This is a genomic window from Acidobacteriaceae bacterium (assembly GCA_035944135.1).
GTDB lineage: Bacteria > Acidobacteriota > Terriglobia > Terriglobales > Acidobacteriaceae > Granulicella.
The window spans coordinates 159,538-178,712 of record DASZBM010000004.1 but is presented as its reverse complement, the minus strand read 5'-3'; the positions used below and the strand labels follow the sequence as shown (position 1 = coordinate 178,712).

The 19,175-nt window shown below is 61.5% G+C and carries 17 protein-coding genes; 4 read left to right on the top strand and 13 right to left on the bottom strand.

Annotation, left to right across the window (positions count from 1 at the left end; all coding sequences use genetic code 11):
- The first annotated feature begins 18 nt into the window (after window positions 1-18).
- Together VGU25_10835 and VGU25_10830 are read left to right on the top strand one after the other, a co-directional pair.
- Window positions 19-1,869 carry a hypothetical protein gene (locus VGU25_10835; GenBank protein ID HEV2577696.1) on the top strand — a complete coding sequence of 617 codons (1,851 nt, stop codon included), beginning with the start codon at window positions 19-21 and terminating at the stop codon, window positions 1,867-1,869.
- Window positions 1,866-3,044: a glycosyltransferase family 2 protein gene (locus VGU25_10830; protein HEV2577695.1), complete on the top strand. Its 1,179-nt coding sequence runs from the start codon at window positions 1,866-1,868 to the stop codon at window positions 3,042-3,044. The genes VGU25_10835 and VGU25_10830 overlap by 4 nt, the downstream gene beginning before the upstream one ends.
- A 64-nt stretch (window positions 3,045-3,108) precedes the next feature.
- On the opposite strand, the gene VGU25_10825 is transcribed toward VGU25_10830, so the two are convergent.
- The 4 genes from VGU25_10825 to lipA all read right to left on the bottom strand — a co-directional run bounded on the left by VGU25_10825 (window position 3,109) and on the right by lipA (window position 7,156).
- Window positions 3,109-4,095: a transaldolase gene (locus VGU25_10825; GenBank protein HEV2577694.1), complete on the bottom strand. Its 987-nt coding sequence runs from the start codon at window positions 4,093-4,095 to the stop codon at window positions 3,109-3,111.
- A 111-nt stretch (window positions 4,096-4,206) separates the two neighbouring features.
- Complete coding sequence (gene glgA, locus VGU25_10820; protein ID HEV2577693.1) at window positions 4,207-5,499, bottom strand: glycogen synthase; 1,293 nt, start codon at window positions 5,497-5,499, stop codon at window positions 4,207-4,209.
- Between the two features lie 132 nt (window positions 5,500-5,631).
- Window positions 5,632-6,096, bottom strand: coding sequence for a hypothetical protein (locus VGU25_10815; protein ID HEV2577692.1), 465 nt, complete (start codon window positions 6,094-6,096; stop codon window positions 5,632-5,634).
- 127 nt (window positions 6,097-6,223) lie between these two features.
- Window positions 6,224-7,156: a lipoyl synthase gene (lipA, locus tag VGU25_10810; GenBank protein HEV2577691.1), complete on the bottom strand. Its 933-nt coding sequence runs from the start codon at window positions 7,154-7,156 to the stop codon at window positions 6,224-6,226.
- 113 nt (window positions 7,157-7,269) lie between these two features.
- Here lipA and VGU25_10805 point away from each other — a divergent pair, with 113 nt between their 5' ends.
- Window positions 7,270-8,106, top strand: coding sequence for a hypothetical protein (locus VGU25_10805; protein HEV2577690.1), 837 nt, complete (start codon window positions 7,270-7,272; stop codon window positions 8,104-8,106).
- Window positions 8,107-8,182: 76 nt separating this feature from the next.
- Window positions 8,183-9,772 (top strand): hypothetical protein, encoded by a 1,590-nt coding sequence (locus tag VGU25_10800; protein ID HEV2577689.1) that lies wholly within the window; start codon window positions 8,183-8,185, stop codon window positions 9,770-9,772.
- 8 nt (window positions 9,773-9,780) lie between these two features.
- Here the strand turns inward: VGU25_10800 and VGU25_10795 are convergent, their stop codons facing one another.
- From VGU25_10795 to VGU25_10755, 9 genes are all read right to left on the bottom strand, one after another.
- A complete protein-coding gene (locus VGU25_10795) occupies window positions 9,781-11,397 on the bottom strand; it encodes a hypothetical protein (protein HEV2577688.1) in 1,617 nt (538 codons plus the stop codon).
- A 46-nt stretch (window positions 11,398-11,443) separates the two neighbouring features.
- Entirely contained in the window at window positions 11,444-12,451 is a 1,008-nt protein-coding gene (locus tag VGU25_10790; GenBank protein HEV2577687.1) for an SGNH/GDSL hydrolase family protein, read from the bottom strand.
- A gap of 223 nt (window positions 12,452-12,674) precedes the next feature.
- Complete coding sequence (locus VGU25_10785) at window positions 12,675-13,607, bottom strand: EamA family transporter (GenBank protein HEV2577686.1); 933 nt, start codon at window positions 13,605-13,607, stop codon at window positions 12,675-12,677.
- Between the two features lie 143 nt (window positions 13,608-13,750).
- Window positions 13,751-14,191 (bottom strand): hypothetical protein, encoded by a 441-nt coding sequence (locus VGU25_10780; GenBank protein HEV2577685.1) that lies wholly within the window; start codon window positions 14,189-14,191, stop codon window positions 13,751-13,753.
- 22 nt (window positions 14,192-14,213) lie between these two features.
- A complete protein-coding gene (locus tag VGU25_10775; GenBank protein HEV2577684.1) occupies window positions 14,214-14,573 on the bottom strand; it encodes a cytochrome c in 360 nt (119 codons plus the stop codon).
- Entirely contained in the window at window positions 14,574-15,638 is a 1,065-nt protein-coding gene (locus tag VGU25_10770; protein HEV2577683.1) for a SurA N-terminal domain-containing protein, read from the bottom strand.
- Window positions 15,639-15,780: 142 nt separating this feature from the next.
- Window positions 15,781-17,457: a phosphoglycerate dehydrogenase gene (gene serA, locus VGU25_10765; GenBank protein HEV2577682.1), complete on the bottom strand. Its 1,677-nt coding sequence runs from the start codon at window positions 17,455-17,457 to the stop codon at window positions 15,781-15,783.
- Window positions 17,458-17,581: 124 nt separating this feature from the next.
- A complete protein-coding gene (locus tag VGU25_10760) occupies window positions 17,582-18,778 on the bottom strand; it encodes a glutathionylspermidine synthase family protein (protein ID HEV2577681.1) in 1,197 nt (398 codons plus the stop codon).
- Entirely contained in the window at window positions 18,779-19,126 is a 348-nt protein-coding gene (locus VGU25_10755; GenBank protein HEV2577680.1) for a hypothetical protein, read from the bottom strand.
- Window positions 19,127-19,175: the final 49 nt, after the last annotated feature.

Sequence of the window (19,175 nt, the reverse complement as noted above, 5' to 3'; positions counted from 1 at the left end):
GCACCCGGAGCCTCCTGGATGTCCCAGTCGCGCCTGCGCAAGCTGCTGATCGTGTACCTGTTGCTTCTGGTTCCGATTGGCTGGCTGGCGACGAAATATGAGCCTTACCTGCTGGACGGCGATGCGGTCTGCTACATGGACATCGCCGATCTGCTGCACGCGCATCGCTGGGCGGGCGTGGTTAACGGCTACTGGCATCCGCTTTATCCGGCGGTGCTCGCCGCGGCGCAGATCATCTTTCATCCGTCGCGCTGGAACGAGATTTCCGCGTACTACTTTGCGAACTACGGCATCTTCCTGCTTGAGCTAGTCGCGATGGTCGCGTTCGTCTATGCACTCGACCGTCTGCGAGCCCGCACAATCAGCGGCGGTGCGCAACCGCTGCTCTCGCGCGAAGCACTTGCGCTGCTGGGGTCTGCGCTGATTGTTGTTGCCTCGCAACGTGAGCTCGCGACGGGACTCGTTCGCCCCGACGCCCTCCTGCAGGCGCTGATGCTGCTTGCGTTCGCGATGATGCTGAACGCGCTCGCGACGGAGAGCTTCATCTATGCGCCGCTGATGGGCCTCTTCTTCGGGCTCGCGTATCTCACGAAGTCGTTCGCGTTCCTCGTTGCGCTGCTCTCCATCGCGATACTGTTCCTGTTCCAGGTCTGGCTGCAGCGCCGGCCGCTGTCACGTGCGCTCGGCAATGCTGCGCTGGCGCTCGCCGTCTTCGGCATCGTCGCCGGTCCATATGTTGGCGCGCTCAGCCATCAGAAGCACCGGTTCGACTTCGGTGACTCCGGCGCGCTGAACTACGCGTGGTATGTTGGGGGCGTCGAGAAGATGCATCTGGAACCGTGGATGACTTCGAGATTCGGCCCGGCAACGGTTCATCTCATCCACCCCGAAAAGCAGCTCCTCGCCTCGCCCGGGATCTACAGCTACCGCGCCGAACCGTACGGCACTTACCCCGATTGGTTCGACACCACCTATTTCAACGAGCGCATCACCCCGCACCTGGACGCGCCCGTGCTGATCCGCCGCGACGCGCGCAACGTGGTGCTCGTCGTGCGATATCTCTTCAATCATCCGGAAGCCTGGAGCCTGCTCATACTCCTGCTGGTTTTCGGCGCGCGCGTACGGTTCGGCGACTGGCGCCGCGACAACTTCTGGCTTCCGATGATCCTGCTTGGCCTTGCAATGTGGATCCTGTACGGGCTCGTGAACGTGGAGGAGCGCTATGTCACGCTCGCCTACCTCGTCCTTCTGCTCCCAGTCTTCGCTGCTCTGCGCACACCGCAACCTGAAGCCGACGAATTTGGCACATCCCCGTCTTCATGGCTGCCCTCTGCCGCGACCGCGATGATCGTCCTGCTTGCATTCCTCGCCGCGGGCGAGAGCCTTCGCATTGCCCTTGAGCAACGCCGCAACGAGACCGGCCTGCCGCACCCGTGGTACAACGCCGAGATGTTCGGGGCTGCGCACGCGCTGGAACAGCTCGGCGTCAAGCCGGGCGACGAGGTCTCGTGCATGGGCTTCTATGCCTGCCTCAACGACCACTACTGGGCGCGGCTCGCGGGTGTGCGCATCCTCACCGAGGTCTATAACCCAAACGGCAATCTGTACGCGCAGTGGGCCGGCCTGCCGAATCGCCAACAGGTGCTCGACGTGCTTCGCGGACAAAATGCCAAGGTGCTCGTCGCACAGTTCGATCCGGGAGCGATCAATCTCGACCCCGCCGCAGCCCAGGGCTGGATTCGACTCGATGACACCGACCTTTACGCGTATCCACTTACGGTTCGCGATACCCTTGGTTCAGGTGCCCGCACCCAATCCTCAACGCCCGCGACGCTACCGTGGAACACGACGCGCCAGGGAGGTCCATGAGCTCTGCCGCTCCACTGAATTCTGAGTTGCCGCTCGAACTCACAATCGTCATGCCGTGCCTCAACGAGGCCGAGACGCTCGCCACCTGCATCGACAAGGCGAACGCCGCGCTGCGCGATAACGGCATCAGCGGCGAGGTCGTGGTTGCGGACAACGGCTCGACGGACGGCTCCCAGCAGATCGCCGCAGAGCACGGCGCGCGTGTGGTGCCCGTTCCGGTCCGCGGCTACGGCGCCGCACTGAACGCAGGCATCCTCGCCGCACGCAGCCCTTATGTCCTGATGGCCGACGCCGACGACAGCTACAACTTTGCGCACGCGCCGCGCTTTCTCGCCGAGCTGCGCAACGGCGGCGAGTTGGTAATGGGCAATCGCTTTCGCGGCGGCATCGGCCCAGGCGCCATGCCGCCGTTGCATAGATACCTCGGAAACCCGGTGCTCAGCTTCATCGGGCGCTGGCTCTTCCATACACCTATAGGCGATTTCCACTGCGGCATTCGCGCGTTTTCGGTCGACGCCTACAAGCGCCTCGACCTCCGCACGACAGGCATGGAGTTCGCCAGCGAAATGGTCGTGAAGTCCGCGCTGCTTGGCCAGCGCATGGTTGAGGTCCCGACGACGCTCCAGAAGGATGGCCGCAGCCGGCCTCCGCACCTGCGCACCTGGCGCGACGGCTGGCGCCATCTGCGCTTCCTGCTGATGTACTCGCCGCGGTGGCTGTTCCTGATTCCGGGGCTCGCGCTCATGATCCTCGGCCTCGGCCTGATGATCTGGCTGCTGCCGGCGGAGCGGCCGCTCGGCCATGTGAACCTCGGTGTCGATACGCTCGCCTATGCTGCGGCAGCCGTGCTGCTCGGATTCCAGCTCGTCTTCTTCGGCGTCGCGGCCAAGGTCTTCGCCACAACCGAAGGGTTGCTGCCTGAAGATCCCAGCTTCGACCGCTGGTTCCGCTACATCACGCTCGAGACCGGCCTCATCGCCGGCGTGGTGCTGGTGCTCATCGGCCTGGGCATCGCGGTCTCGTCGGTCGTCTCCTGGGCACACACCGGTTACGGCCCGCTGCCACCGGTGCAGATGATGCGCCACACGCTGCCCGCCATGCTCTGCCTGATGCTGGGCACCGAGGTCTGCTTCGCCAGCTTCTTCCTCAGTCTGCTCGGCCTGCGGAGACGGTAAGTATTTCTGCAAGCAAAAAGGCCGCTCACTCGAGCGGCCTTTTCTAGCACCTAGAACCTGCTTCTTACACCTTCGCCATCTCGCTCACGCGCTTCGCCAGCATCTTCTCCAGATCCTCGAGCGCCTTCGAGAAGCCCTCGATGCCTTCCTTCAGCTTGTCGTTAGCCATCTTGTTTTCCGCGTGCATCTTGTCGAAGGTGGCCTTGTCTACGTTGATCTTTTCGATCGAATCCTTCTTCGACGACTCGGGATCCAGCTTGCGCTCCAGCACGCCTTCCGTGTCCTGCAGCTCCTCGAGCAACTTCGGGGCAATCGTCAGCAGGTCACAGCCGGCTAGCTGCTTGATCTCTTCAGAGTTGCGGAAGCTCGCGCCCATCACCACGGTCTTGTAGCCGAACTTCTTATAGTAGTGATAGATCTCCGTCACCGACTGCACGCCCGGGTCGTTCGGACCGTCGTTGTTGCGGCTCGGTTCGTTCTTCTTGTACCAGTCGAGGATGCGGCCCACGAACGGCGAGATCAGCGTGACCTTCGCCTCCGCGCACGCCACCGCCTGGTGCAGGCCGAACAGCAGCGTCATGTTGCAGTGAATGCCTTCCTTCTCCAGGCGCTCTGCCGCACGAATGCCTTCCCACGTCGACGCCAACTTAATCAGCACGCGCTCGCGGCTGATGCCCGCCTGCTCATACTGCTGGATGATGTCGTGCGCCGCGGCGATCGAGCCCTCCGTGTCATAGCTCAGTCGCGCGTCCACTTCGGTCGAGACGCGACCCGGAACGATCTCCAGAATCTTGCGGCCGAAAGCCACAGCCAGTGTTTTGAATGCTGCCTTGGCCACATCCTCGTCGCTCGCCTTGTCGCCAAGGTTCTTGCGCGCGTCGTCCAGCACGTCGTCGACGATCTTCTGGTACTCCGGCATGCCGGCGGCGGCGGCAATCAGCGAAGGATTCGTCGTCGCATCGGTCGGCTTATAGGCTTTGATCGAGTTGATATCGCCGGTATCTGAGACCACGGTGGTCATCGACTTGAGCTGATCGAGAAGGTTCGCCATGTCTGACTCCAGTAAAAAGCAAAGTAGCGCTGCACAGTCTCCCCGGCGCGCCCAATACCTTTAGTATATGCCTCTCTCCCGAGCCCGGCTCGCCCGGGCTGGAGCTCGCATCTACCTCCGCCCAGCGATCAAAGTCCGATATAACTCAATAGTTTGCGCGGCAATCGAGGTCCAGGAGAAATACTGCTCCACGCGCTGGCGCCCCGCCTCGCCCATCGCTTTGGCCTTCTTCGGATCGTCAAGTAACTCAGCGATTCGAGTTGCCAGATCGCGGCTGAACTGCTCCGGCTCGGTCGGGAAGCTGGTCTCGGGATCAGCCACAAACGGCACGAGATATCCGGTCTGCCCGTCGACCACCACCTCCAGGATCCCGCCGGTTGCTGATGCCACCACCGGTGCGCGACACGCCATCGCCTCCAGGTTGATGATCCCGAACGGCTCGTAAACGCTTGGACAGCAGAAGACCGCGCAGTGCGAGTAAAGCTGAATCGCCTCCTGCTTCGTCACCATCTGCTCGATCCACACAATCTTCGAAGCATTCGCACCGCTCCCCGCCGCCGCGCGCGCACTCGTTTCGATTTTCCGAAGAGCTGCTTGAACTTTATCCCGCATCTCCGCCGCAATCTCCGGCGTGTCCGGAGCTCCCGCGCACAGCACTACCTGCGTCCCGGGCGGCAGATACTGAATCGCGTCTACGAGGTGAGTGACGCCCTTCTGTCGCGTAATCCGGCCGACAAACAGCACATACGGGCGCGTCTGATCGACGCCAAACTTCTCCAGCGCGCTTCTGTCCGGGGTCCACTGATACTGCTGCAAATCGATGCCGTTGTAGATCACGTGAATCTTCTTTGCGTCGACATCCGGATACGCGCGCTGAATATCCGCCTTCGTCCCATTCGAGACCGCCACAATCGCGTCCGCATCAAGGATCGCCGTGCGCTCCATCCACGAGCTCAGCGCATAGCCCGCACCAAGTTGCTCCGCCTTCCACGCACGCAGCGGCTCCAGCGAATGAGTCGTCAGCACAAACGGCACACCATACAGCTTCTTCGCCAGGAACCCAGCCATCGACACGTACCACGTGTGCGTGTGCACGACGTCGACCTTCTCCAGGTGCAGCTGCTCCAGCAGGTTCAGCGACAGCGCCTCCAGCGCGCCCTTGAACTTCGCCGTCGTTCCGTCGGTGATCGCCTCCCATGGCTGCTCGAAATACACCTCGAGGTTTCCGGACGAGCCGTTGGCGGCAGGCTGCGCCGGCTCTTTGTCCGGTTCGGGTGGCTCACCCCAGGCGTGCACCTCCACCTCGATGCTCTTCGCCATCTCGCGCGACAGATACTCCACATGGACACCGGCGCCGCCGTAAACGTAGGGCGGATACTCGCGGGTCATCAGGCCAACACGCATCGCTCACCTCTCACACGAGAGATGAGCATACATCCAGCTTTGTTGTTTCTCATCACCGATCAAAGGAGCTGCAGGAACCCCCCTCCCCAGAGATTCCCGCTCTCCTTCCACGCGTGAAGATTCAGAAGATAACTATCTGTGCGGAGCCACCAACGCGATCTCCACTTTCGACTCTTCACGGGGAACTGAATTCAGGCTGGATTCCGTCAGCCCACGCCTGGATCGCGGCGCCGCCTTCGTCTCACCGGACCAGAAGAATCCCTTCGCGCCTCCGGTGCGAACCTCCCGCAGGATGTGCCGGTCGTCACGCTGCTCAAACACCAGCGCACTATTCAGCGATCGCCGGTTCGACCACGGCGACATCACGAGAACCACCGTCGAGCCCACTTCCCCCTTGATCGCCAGGAAGCCCCTCGCCTGCATCTCGAACCGGTAGACACCCGGGCGCAGATGATACGGGCCAACCTGGAACGCGAAGGGAATGTTTGCCATCACGTGGGTACTCAGGGCCTGCGCCCTGGTCACGGGCTGAATAAGGATCGTGCTGAACACCGTGACCACAGCGAGGCTGACTCCGGCAGCGACAAAAATGGGCATGACGTCTCCTTCGAACGGCGGCGTCTCTTAACGCCTTCACTCGATAAAGCGAGAACGCCTCGCAAAAGGGGCCACGATTTTCAAAAATATTTTTTGGATCGGCGGGCGGGTCAGCTCGAAAAGCTCATTACGCCAGGCCGGTGGACTGCGCCTGCTCGTGCGCGTGGTAGCTGGAACGCACCAGCGGTCCCGATTCCACGTGCCGGAAGCCCATCCCCAGCGCCTCATGCTTTAGGAAAGCGAACTCATCCGGGGTGTAGAACCGCGCCATCGGCAGATGGTCGCGGCTGGGCCTCAGATACTGGCCGATCGTCAGAATGTCCACCTTGCGGTCCGCGAGGTCGCGGAAGACGCTCAGCAACTCGTGCATCTCCTCGCCCATGCCGACGATGATGCCCGTCTTGGTCAAGATCGGGCCGTCTCCGTGTGCGCTGGATTCGGTCTTGGCCGCCTCCAGGAACCGCAGCGACCGCTCATACCGCCCGCCTGACTTCGCCACGCGATACAACCGCGGCACCGTCTCGATATTGTGGTTCAGGATCTCCGGCCGCGCGTCCACCACCATCCGGCGGGCCTCATCGACACCCTGAAAGTCCGGCGTCAGCACCTCGACCTGGCACCCCGGAGCCTGCCGCCGAATCTCTTTGATCACATTCACAAACGCCAGCGCCGCACCCAGGTTGTCATCGTCGCGGTTCACGCTGGTGATCACCGCATGCTTCAACCCCAGCGACGCCACCGCATACGCCACACGCTCGGGCTCCGAGTGATCGATCGGCTCAGGCCTGCCCTTCGGAACCGCGCAGAAGCCGCACCGCCGCGTGCACAAGTTGCCCAGCATCATGAACGTTGCGGTCTTGTGGTTCCAGCACTCACCAATGTTGGGGCAGTGCGCGCTTTCGCAGACTGTGTGCAGGTTCAGATCCCGCGCCAGCTTCTTGAGCGAGTGAAAGGTCTCGCCCATCGGCGCCCGCGCCTTCAGCCACTCGGGCTTCGGCGCCGGCTTGCGCGGCGAGAGATCAATCTGCACCAACTCATCGGCTTGAATCAGCGGAGCCATATCCTCTCTCGATTGTAGAGCCTTCAGGCAATACGCCCCTCCGTCGCACTCCTGGACGCATCCTGCTTACGATCAACAGCATCTGTCTTAGGGCAGTTTAGGGAGCTTCGTCGGTGGGTCGTCGTCACGCGGGAACAGACATTCGCATACGGTTCAGCTTCATGTTTTTCTCTCAGTGGGCGTTCGTCTTTGCCCTCTGCCTCACTGCGTGCCGTCACGCCGCCGCCGAGCCCATCCAGGCGAGACACAAGCAAGGCTCCAGTCACGCTTTTCTTCTCCTTAAGTCCGCCGAAGGCAAGGTCATCGCCGTTGGGGATGAGATCAACCTCGTCAATGGACACGTAGTCCACTCCCGCCTGGTCTTTCACTTTCGCGATGGCTCCATCGACGACGAGATCACCGTCTTCCGCCGGGAGAAGGTTATCCAATTGATTAGCGATCACCACATCCAGAGAGGCCCGTCCTTCCCGCAACCCATCGACATCGCCTTCAACGTCTCGAGCGGCGAGGTGACCTGGCACGAGGACAAGGACGGCAAGCACGAGGTCCACACCGACCATATGGACCTTCCTCCCGACCTCGCCAACGGATTGCTCGCGCTGGTGATCGAAAACTTCCCCCCACAGGCGGCGGAGATGAAGGTCTCGTATATCTCCGGCACGCCGAAGCCCCGCGTCGTCAAGCTCTCTATCAAACCCGATGGTCGCGACACATTCCGCATCGGTGGCGGACCCCGCACCGCGAACCGCTTCAACATCCACATCGAAATCGGCGGCATCGCCGGCGTGATCGCGCCCGTCATCGGCAAGCAGCCCTCCGACATCCAGATCTGGGCCATGAACGGCGAGGTCCCGACCTTCCTCAAAATGGTCGGCGCGCTCTATGATAAAGGTCCCATCTGGACAGCCGTGCTCACCAGCCCGGAGTGGCCTTCTTCGTCCGGCCACTAACCAGCTCCGTTCCAAACGGTCACTCTCTGAGCGCTATAATCGCGCGTCTGGCGCAACCGCGCGCGAAGAGAGGCCAATGCTTACCAAGCTCTCCCTCAGCACCCTGACATCTCTGGCCCTCATCGCACTATCGCCCATCAAAGCCCAGCAGAGCGCGGCCTCCGTCTCACCATCGAGTCTGGCCAAACTCACAACCGTCGACCAACGCTTCCAGTCCTACAACATCGAAATGCTGGAGATCACCGGCGGTCGCTTCTGGAAGCCCTACAGCGCCGCCTCGACTGCACCGAAGGCTCCGGCCCCTGCAGGATCCGCTTCCGCGGGCATGAATCCTGATCTCTTCGCCTATCGCCCAGCGAAAGATCTTTCCAACCCGCGGCTGCGCAAGCTCGCCGCTGCCCTCGGGCCTTCCTACATCCGCGTCAGCGGCACCTGGGCCAACAGCACTTACCTGCCTGCCGAGGGCGAGTCCATCACAACGCCACCCGCCGGATTCAACGGCATCCTCACGCGCGAACAGTGGAAGGGAGTCATCGACTTCGCACACGCCGTCGACGCAGAGTTGGTCACCTCCTTCGCCACCAGCGTTGGCACGCGCGACGCGAACGGTCTCTGGACCACCACACAGGCGCAACGCTTCCTCGACCTGACCAACTCACTCGGCGGCCACATCGCCGCCGCCGAGTATATGAACGAACCTACTTTTGCCATGATGGGCGGCGCGCCCAAAGACTACGACGCCGCGCAGTATGGCCGCGACGTCCACGTCTTCACCGCCTTCATGCGCGAGCACGCGCCGGGCACACTTCTTGCCGGTCCTGGCTCAGTCGGCGAATCCGCTGTCCCCGCCGGCGACCTAGGCTCCAAGATGCCCGGCTTCCTCGCTACCCCGAAGCTCCTCGCCGCCATGACCCCGGACGAGATCGACGTCTTTTCGTATCACGCGTACTCCGGCGTCTCACAGCGCTGCGCCAGCATGGATGCGGCGCCGCACAGCTCCCGCGAGATCGCTCTCTCGGAAGAGTGGCTCGCCCGCACCGATGACATCCTCAACTTCTATCGTCAGCAGCGCGACAGCTTCTCTCCGGGCAAGCCGCTCTGGATCACAGAAACCGCCGAAACCGCCTGCGGAGGCGACCCCTGGGCCTCAACCTTTCTCGATACCTTCCGCTACCTCGATCAGCTCGGACGGCTCGCCAAGGGAGGCGTGAAGGCCCATATGCACAACACGCTCGCTGCCAGCGACTATGGCTTTCTCGATGAGAACACCTACGCTCCTCGGCCCAACTACTGGGCAGCCCTGCTCTGGCACAGGCTGATGGGCGCCACTGTCCTCGACTCCGGCGTTCCGCTGCAGCATGGCCTGCACGTCTATGCGCATTGCATGGTGAATCAGCCCGGCGGAGTTACGCTGCTGGTCATCCAGAACGATCGCGAAGCCGCGCACACCCTCAAGCTTCCCGCCGGTGGCGAGCGCTACACGCTCTCCGCACCGCACCTCGAAGGCCAGAGCCTGCTGCTCAACAGCACACCCCTCGCGCTTGGCGCGAACGATGCACTCCCCGACCTCAAACCTGTCGCCGCATCCGGCGGAGTTGAACAGTTTGCACCGGCGACGATCACGTTTATCGCCTTCCCCAAAGCCCGCAACAGCGCCTGCCAGTAAGTCCCGCTTTATCCAGCTTGCGGAGCCGGTACGCTCAACGTGCGCCACAGTCTCACGACCACGCACACCAGCGCCACCGCCATGGCTACCCAGACCGCATCCAGCAGCCGCACCACCCACAGCGGAGCCACGCCCACATGCCGCATTAGCGCGGGCATGAAGTTCCACACTCGCATATGCAGCTCATCGAAGGAATCGCCCAGCGCTCCCGGTACATCGACTCCCGCCAGCATCGGCCTGCCCGACATTAGCGTCCAGATATTGCGAAACCGCAGCGCTACCGTCCAAGCATCGTGGTGCATCGCATCAATCTGATAAATCTCAACCGGCAACCAGAACGCCAGTGATGCCGCCTGAATCACGACGCTCGCTGCAACAACACACCATCCAACCGCCCGCACCCCGCGTCCCAGCTCATGCCGGTACCGCATCAGCAGCGGCACCGCCAGCATCGCGAACATCTCCACCACGCTCGAGATATACCGGTCGCCCCAGGCAAAGTCTCCCGCCCACGCAAAGTACCGCGCATACAGCACCATGTATGCGGCTAAAAGCACCAGAGTTGCAACCGCATACGCACGCAGAACCGGCGTCATCCGACGCCACAACAGCGCTGTCAGCAGCAGCGCCATCCCGAACAGCGGATCGAAAACAAAGATCGACTTCTCGGGCTCAAACAGAGGTCCCAGCAGACCCGAGTGAACTCCTCCCTGAAACCAATGCCCACTGAACGGAAAGTTCTTCGGCAGGGTTGGCTCATGTTTGATCTGTTCGTTCGACTGCAGCCGCATGTACGTGCTCGTCCATGATCCGAACCGCACAAACTGATACAGCCGGTCGAGAAACAAAAACGCCGCATACACCGGCAGCACTGTGTGCAGATATTCCTTCACTCTTCTGGCGCTCAGCAGCTCCGCGCGCGGCGATCCGTCGCGCCGCGCGAACACGCCCAGTAGCAGCAGAAAGAGCGCCACCCCGATCACATCCAGCGCCGTCGTCAACCGCGTCAGCAGATTGAGTCCCAGCGCACCCGCGCCCCACCACAACCACCTGCGCTCGCTTGTGTCCGCCCAGCGCAACTGCAGCCACATCCCTGTCAGCGTCAGCAGAAAGATGTAGTTGTTCTCCTGCATGTTTTGCGCATAATGCAGATGAGTCGTCGCGACAATCAGCGCCAGCGTTCCCGCAAACGACTGCGCACGCGAAAATTCCAGCAGCCCAAGAAACCGCAGCGCCACCAGCGCGGTCAGCACATTCAACAGCACATTCGTGCTCGCGCTCACCACGATTGCGCGAATCCGCGGCGTCGCTCCGCTCTCCTGATACCCGCGCCACCACGGTGCATCTGCAGCCGCCGTGCCCACCACATCCGCGGGCAGCATCAGCAGCGACTGCCCAATCCCGTACCACGCGTACAGCCGGCCGCCGCGTCCCGGTATGCCAAACTCCGGATAATCTGCCTGCGGCACCTGCGGCTGAGGCGTCCACAGGGAATGCGTCACCTGCAGCCGCCGCGTCGTGTCCGCCGTGCCCAACTCGCCGGACTGAATGATCGTCGTCAGCAGCGCTACCGCAACCACCAGCAGCGCCACCGGACTCGACCACACACGACGAACTAATCCCATCTACATCGTTCTACACGACCATCAGCCAATCGTTAGAACCTGGAACCTACCTGCACCCTGGCGCCGGTGAACCCACATACTCACCCGGCGCCACCAGCACCAGGCACCCCCGTGGTTCGATCGTCTCCAGCGCTGCCTGGCCCAGCAGGTTGTGCCCGTGCGTGGTCGGATGCAGATCATCCCAGAAAAGGTACGTATCCGGATCAACCGGCGTACCTTGCGAAGAATCCGTCACATTCAGCAGTCCGTAGCTCGTTGGTGAAGCGATAACTTCCTTCAGCAGCGAGTACACGTCAAGCTTGTGTATCGACAGATGCCGCGTGAAATTGAAGATCGGCAGCAGTGTCTCACCGGCGTCGAGCGTCGTGTTGTACAACACCGACGCGTCATGGAACGCAGCCGAGTCCGTTGGCGACATGTTGAACCGCGGTATAGATCCAAGGTCCGGTAGATTTGGAATCAGGAACTGCGTTGCACCCGCGTGAATCAGCCGCTGAATGTTGCCGACCTGCGTGATTGCCCCATCCACGATCTGCCCCGCCGCGTCCGACGCGCCCACCGCCTCCGTCAGATTGTTCGCTCCGCCCCACACCACAAACAACGTGTGGTTATCGATCTTCGGATGCGTCGCCAGATAGTCGTCGATCTGCTGACCAACATTATCGACATACACCGTGTACGGCGTGTCCGGAATATTTAGCTCGGATTGGCCGCTGAAGGTATTCGAGTACCCATACGCGTAATTCGTTCCGCCCCATAACGACGCCGTCACCGCAGGATGCGCCGGCAGCGCTGCCGCCATCTGCTGAATCCACACGCCGAAATAGTTCATTGCTCGCGGTGTCGTATCCGAGCCGTCGGTGAAAAGCGTCAGCGTGTAATTCAGCGCGTACCCATACGGCGGCGGAAGCACATACGGTGCCGGAAACGGAAACCCTATATCGGTGAACAAAACAAAGTCATTGCCCGTGTCCGAGAGCGAGTCTCCAAACACAACAATCTTCGTGTAGTTCTGCGCCTGCGCCGCAACTGCAGCGACAAGCACCAGCAGCACGGAGAACATCCTCCGCAAGTGTCGGCTGCGTTGAGATTTCAGGGTTGGGGGATCGATCGAACGATCGGCAGAAGAACGGACGCAGAGCAATCGCATAGCGCACCCGCTATCAATTTGGATTTGACTACTTGCCGAGCGATAGAAAGCTAAGCCCGTCCCCGGTCGCTGTCAATCGAAAATTTGCCCGGCCTCACGACAGAACCGGCTGCAAAACACCTAAATTCTAGCCCGCGCTGCTCACTCTCACCTCGCGGCTCTCCGTAGTTTTCGTGCGTTTGCTTAGCGTGATCAGCAGCACGCTCGCCAACACCAGCGACATCCCCAGAATCGTGCGCGCGCCCAGCGGCTCGCCTCCAACAACGTATCCGACCAACACCGCAACCACCGGATTCACATACGCATACGTGCCCACCTTCGTCGGCGACTCGCGATGAATCAGCCACATGTACGCCGTGAATCCAATCAGCGAGCCCATCACAATCAGGTACAACAGGGCGAACCACGCACGCCCCGAAACCTCGCCGGCGTGAAACCTTCCCGGCTCGCCCAACACCACCGCCACAACCGCCAGCATCACTCCGCCTGCAAGCATCTGTGCGCCCGCGCTCATCACCTTCGACGAAGGCAGCGGCAACCTGCGTGTCATGACAGAGGCCACCGACCAGAAAATCGACGCTGCGATCAACGCCAGCGCGCCTACGGTACTGATCGGCGCGCTGCCGAGGTGGAATGAGTGGCTCATCAGCACCGTGACACCGGCCAGGCCAATCACCAGCGAAGCCGCAAGCCTCATCGTCATCCGCTGTGTGCGCAGCAGCAGAATCTCCGCAATCGCGATGAACACCGGAATCGTGGCCATCATCACGCCTGCAATCCCAGAGGCCACTTTCTGCTCGGCCCAGAACAACAGCCCGTAATCCCCCACAAAGATCAGCGCGGCGAGCAGGCATATCGATCCCCACTCCCGCTTGCCAGGCCATGGCTCACGTCGCGCCGCCATCCACAGAAGCACCAGAAGCCCGGCCGTGAAGAACCGTATTGCCGCAAATAACAGCGGCGGCACCTCCTCCACGCCCCAGCGGATGAAGATGTACGTGGAGCCCCAGACAAAGTAGATGATTCCGAACGCCAGCAGCCTTTTCCATCTCTGGCTCATGCTCAAGTTGTATCAGCCGTTCGCTTCCAGGTAGCCCGACGCTTCAGCGTTGGGTCTCTCAACGCAAGAGAGCAAAGCGGGCTCTAGCCCCTGGGGTATCTATTTCTCCTGCGGCAATTAGATCCGTCTTCTGCGTTTCCAACTCAACGCAGCCGCTCGCGCACTTCTAGCCTGCTCAGATACAGGAAGAACACCAGCGCAAACAACCCCTGAATGATGTACGGCGCAATATGCGTGCGATGAAACCCATAGAAATATCCTGCTGCCATCAGCACGCAGCCCGCACTCACAATCGCCCATCCCCACCGCAGCAGCCGCAGCAGCCCGAACACACCAATCGCCAGCAGCGTGCAAATCGCCAGAATGCTGTACTTCGCCGCGCCCGCGCCGTAGCTTCCGCGTGCCGCCGCGAACGCATTCAACATCGCCAGCACCAGCAGGTACATGCCGATCAACGCCATGCCCGGCAGCATGCCCTTAGCCTCGCCGGCAGGCGTGCCCGGCAGCTTCCGCGCGCGAAAGCCCTTATCCTCCGCCGGCGCAGCTTTGACATCTTCAAATCGCGATTTCGGCGTCTCTTTCATTTTTCACTCACTACTAACCACTTCACAGCGTATGCAGATAGGCCAGCAGATCATCCAGATCCTGCGGATCCATATTCGGTTGGCCGGGCATCAGTCCATGTCCATGCAGCACCGCTGCCGTCACGCGATCATCGTTCGCCGGAGCTCCGCTGTGCAGGTATGGTTTCTTATAAATCCCACGCAGTGATGGCCCGTGCAGAGAACCGTCCTCGCGATCGTAATGACACTGCCCGCAGCGCGCCCGGAACACTGCATGCCCGCGCATCTGCTGCGCGTTCAACTGATCCAGTGGGGTCGGCGGAGCCAGTCTGTGGCATCCGCTCAGCAGGGCCGCTCCAAACAATGCACAGGCCAACAACAGCCGCACGAACGCAGGCGTCACCTACTTCGCCGTCTCCTTGAAGACCTCTTGCGCGTAGAAATTCCGCACCGTCGCCTCGTCCCGCAGAATCTCGAAGTACGCAGTCTTCAGCAGATTCGCGCGGCTATCATGAAGTTGCTGGCGAATCGACTGCTGCACGCGCGGGTCGCTCAGATCCCGCTGCCCGGCCGCATCCTTGCTGATCAACTTGTAGATCGCATACCCGGCCGGCTTGTGCGTCTGCGCATCCAGCAGCGGCAGAATCTCCGTCGTCTCGCCCGGCTTCAGCTTCGTGATCGCCGCGTACGTCTGGGGGTCAGTCGCCTGCTTCATCTGCGACTCATAAATGAATCCCATGTCGCCGCCGTTCGGCGCCGTATTCGGATTCTCCGAAAACTGGATCGCGATCGAGCCAAAGTCTTCGCCTGCGTCGATGCGATTCTTCAGCGCCTGGATCTTCTTGCGCGCATCCGCATCCCCTCCAGCCTTGTTGTTCTGCAGGTTATTCACCTGCCCGGCCGACTGGTCCGTCACCTGGATCTGCGCCAGGTGATACTGCGGCTCGATCAGGTTGTACTCCGCCTTGTGCTGGTTGTAATAGTTCGCCACATCCGTATCCGTCACCGTGATGCGCGAGTTGATCTCCTTGTTCAGCAGCTTGTCGAAGGTCAGGACACGCCGTTCCGTCCGCCGAAGGCTGTCCATGGTTTGTCCGCTCTGCTGCAGCTTCTGCCGGAACTGCTCCTCGGTATAAGGAGCCTTGAGCTCAGAGATCTTCGCGTCCACCTCAGCATCGGTCGCGGTCAGCCCCAGCTTCTGGGCGTGCTGCTCCATGATCTCTTCCACGACTAACTGTTTGAGGATGTTCAGGCGCAGCGCATCCGCCTGATCCGTCGAAGATGCCTGCGCCTGCGCCTGCGGATTGCTCGCGAGCTGCGCGTTGTACAGCTTGTCGAGATCGGTACGGAGAATCGGATGCCCGTTCACCGTCGCGACAACGCCATTCTGCTGCACCTGATGACATCCGGTGAGCACAAACAAGGAAGCTGCAAGAACAAAACTGGAGAAGCGTACTGATTTCTGCATTGGGGAGGTTTCCTGGCCAGCCGTAGGCGGCCGTCACCTAAAGTCTACAGGAAACCCCGATACTGTTATCGCGGCTGCCACATCGCTTTTCTTGTTGTCATCCCCGGAGGGGATCTGCTTTTTGATCGATGAGCTACCGCTCCTACAGCTTCGGTAACTCCACCACGCGCACGCTCGTAATCGCGTCCACCTTGCGCAGTTCCGCAACCGCCTCTGCCAGCGCCTGCTCATCCCCTGCTGCGGTGTCCAACTGCACCAGCGCGAGCGCGTGACCCTCCGGCACTCGCCCTCCACGGCTGCGGCCGAGCGCGAAGTTGGCGATGTTCAACCGCGCCTCGCCCAGAATCGTTCCAATTCGCCCAATCACGCCGGGCACATCCTGGTTGCGAATGATCACCAGCGTTCCCGCCAGCTCCGCCTCAATATCAATGCCGTCATAGCTCAACAGCCGCGGCGAATTCCCATGGATCACGGTCGCCAGTCCCGTCCAGTCGCCCTGATGTGCTCCGGCCTGATGTCCCGGCGTCGCCGCGCCCTTGCGTACCCAGTGCAGCGACAGCCGCAGCGTCGATCCCGTGCCGCCCGCGACCTGTTCGCGCTTGTCCTCCTGCACCCGGATCCCGCGCTCCTGCGCCGCAGCCGCCGCATTGATGCGGTTGATCCCATCCGCTCCGTGCAGCACACCTGCAATCGCGGCATTGCGAATCAAGTCAGTTTTCAATTGCGCCAGCCGGCCGTTGTACGTCAGCGAGATGCACTCCACGCTGCCCATCCCATCGGCGCCGCCATTCGCGGCCTCATGACTCAGCAACTGCCCGAGCCGCGCCGCCATCTCGATGTACGGCGAAACCTCCGCATACTCTTCCTCGCTCAGCGACGCCACATTCACCGCGTTCTGCACCACGCCGAGCTTCAGATAATCGCGAACCTGGTTCGCCAGCTGAATCCCGATCGCCTCCTGCGCCTCATCCGTCGACCCCGCAATGTGCGGGCTCAACATCACGTTCTCCAGCTCAAAATACGGCGAATCCTTCAGCGGCTCCTTGCGGAACACATCCAGCGCGGCGCCCGCAACCTTGCCGCTCTTCAGCCCTTCCACCAGCGCTTCGTCCACGATCAGCTCGCCGCGCGCGCAATTCAAAATCCGCACGCCCTGCTTCATGATCGCGATCGAGTGTTTGTTGATCAGGCCTTCCGTCTGCGGCGTCAGCCCCACATGCAGCGACAGGTAATCGCTCTCTGAAAAAATCTCGTCGATCGGCACCAGCGTCACGCCGTTCTCGCGCGCAATCACTGGCGCCACAAATGGGTCATAGCCCAGCAGATTCATCCCAAACGCCTTCGCACGCCGCGCCACTTCAAGCCCAATGCGCCCAAGTCCAACGATGCCTAGCGTCTTCCCGCGCAGCTCGCTTCCCTGCAGGCTCTTCTTGTCCCACTTGCCCGCGTGCAGTCCGCTGTTCGCGCGCGGCACACTACGCGCCATCGCGATCATCAGCCCCAGCGTCAGCTCCGCCACAGCCACCGCGTTCGCGCCCGGCGTATTCATCACCACGATGCCGCGCCGCGTCGCCTCTTCCGCATCGATGTTGTCCACACCCACACCCGCGCGCCCGATGATCCGCAACTTCGGCGCATGCCTCAGAAGCTCGGCATCCACCTGCACCGCGCTCCGCACTACCAGCGCGTCCGCGTCCGCGAGCTCCGCCGGCAGTCCTCCCGGAGCGATCTTGTCAGCCGTCACGACATTCCAGCCCGGCTCTTTTTGAAAGATGGCAAGCGTTGCAGGCGAGACTTTTTCAGCGAGAACGATCTTCAAGGCAGCTCCAGGAGCGCGTTGGCGCAGTCCCTTCAGTGTACGAGACTGCCCCCGCGGTTTATCGCGCCATAAGTTTCATGCATCCTGTCCACCTCAAAACCGGGTGGCGTGGCCTTTCACGGCGCTATCGAAAATAGTGCGGCACAAAGCTAGACAAATTCCCCGTCACTCTTCCCGCATCCTCGCGAATCCCCATCCCGCCGCACTCCTGGTCGATCATCCACAGTCCCAGCACCGGATATCTTCCATCAAACTTCACCTCCGGCCCCAGCCGCTGATCAACCATCTTGCGGTTCGTATACTCACCCGCCGTCTCAATCTTGCTTCCATCCGAAAGCTTCATTGTGATGTTCGCGCCCTCACGCGAATGCATCGGCTTGCGCACCCATCCGGCGTCCGGCTCCCACGCACTCGACGCATCCACAAATCGCGACTCCAGCAACAACTCATGCCCCGGATACAGCTCCCACAACACCGGCAGAATCCCCTTATTCGACAGCAGCATCTTCCAGATCGGCTCGATCCACCGCATCTGCTTGTACGTCCGCAGACACTGCTCCGCGAACCGCTCCTCCATCATCGACTCCCACGGATACAGCTTGAAGATCGCCCGGATCGCGTCCTCATACTTCTCGTTGTCGACGAAGCACCCGCGCTGCTCGTTCCATCCGATCTCGCTCATCAGCAGCTCGCGCGTCTTGATCCCCGCCTGCTCCGCCGTGTCGCGCAAATACGCAATCGTCAGCCGGTCCTCCGCAAAATCCGCACTCGCGAAATAGACAGGCTTCGACACATACGCATCCACATCCTTCCACTTCGCAATCAGCCGCTCATGCAGCGAATTAAATTGATCACGCTCTGGATAAAGATCCTTCAACCAATGCCACTGGATCACCGCCGCCTCCACCAGCGACGTCGGCGTATCCGCGTTGTACTCCAGCAGCTTCGGCGGCCCACTCCCATCAAACAGCACATCGAACCGCCCATAGATCGCCGGCGGCTCCTCATTCCACGCCCACTCGATCATCGGCACAGCCTCAGCCGGAATCTCGAGCTCGGCATATCTCTTCTCGTCGATCACCTTCTGCGCCGCCGCCAGGCACATCTCCTGCAGCGTGTTCGCCGCCACCTCCAGGCGATCGATCTCCGCAGCCGTGAACTCATAACACGCGCTCTCATCCCAATACGGCCGCTCGTTCCCCACACCCGGCGCACTCTGCGGTGAATGAAACGCCGGTTCCTGTGGCGTGTGGAAAGTCAGCCCCTGCTGCTCGACGATCTTCTGCCATCCCTCACGCGGAGCAATGCTATGTCGCTGCATCTACTCACCCGCTCCATCGCCGCCCGCGTGAGCCCCATCGCCGCCAAAGCTCGACCCAAACCCTCCGCGCGCGGTTCCGTTCGTCACCGAGTAGCTGTGCCCGCTCTCCGGCGCATACCCTCCGCCCGTGACCACCGTCCCCGGCACATAACTCCCGCCACCGCCGTAATACCAGCGATAGAAGTGCCCACCCGGCACCACGGTCGTCTGCGTCCTGCACTCATTCGCGTCCACGACGCGGTTGTTCTCATCCACACACCGCTGCATATCCGTGAAGCGGCACCCGCTTAACAAAACTGCCGCTGCCGACGCAAGAATCGGCGCCACCACCTGCTTGGAACGTCGCATAAAGTTGCGACCATCCTAGCAGCCAGTCGGCTGCCCCCATCTGGCACTG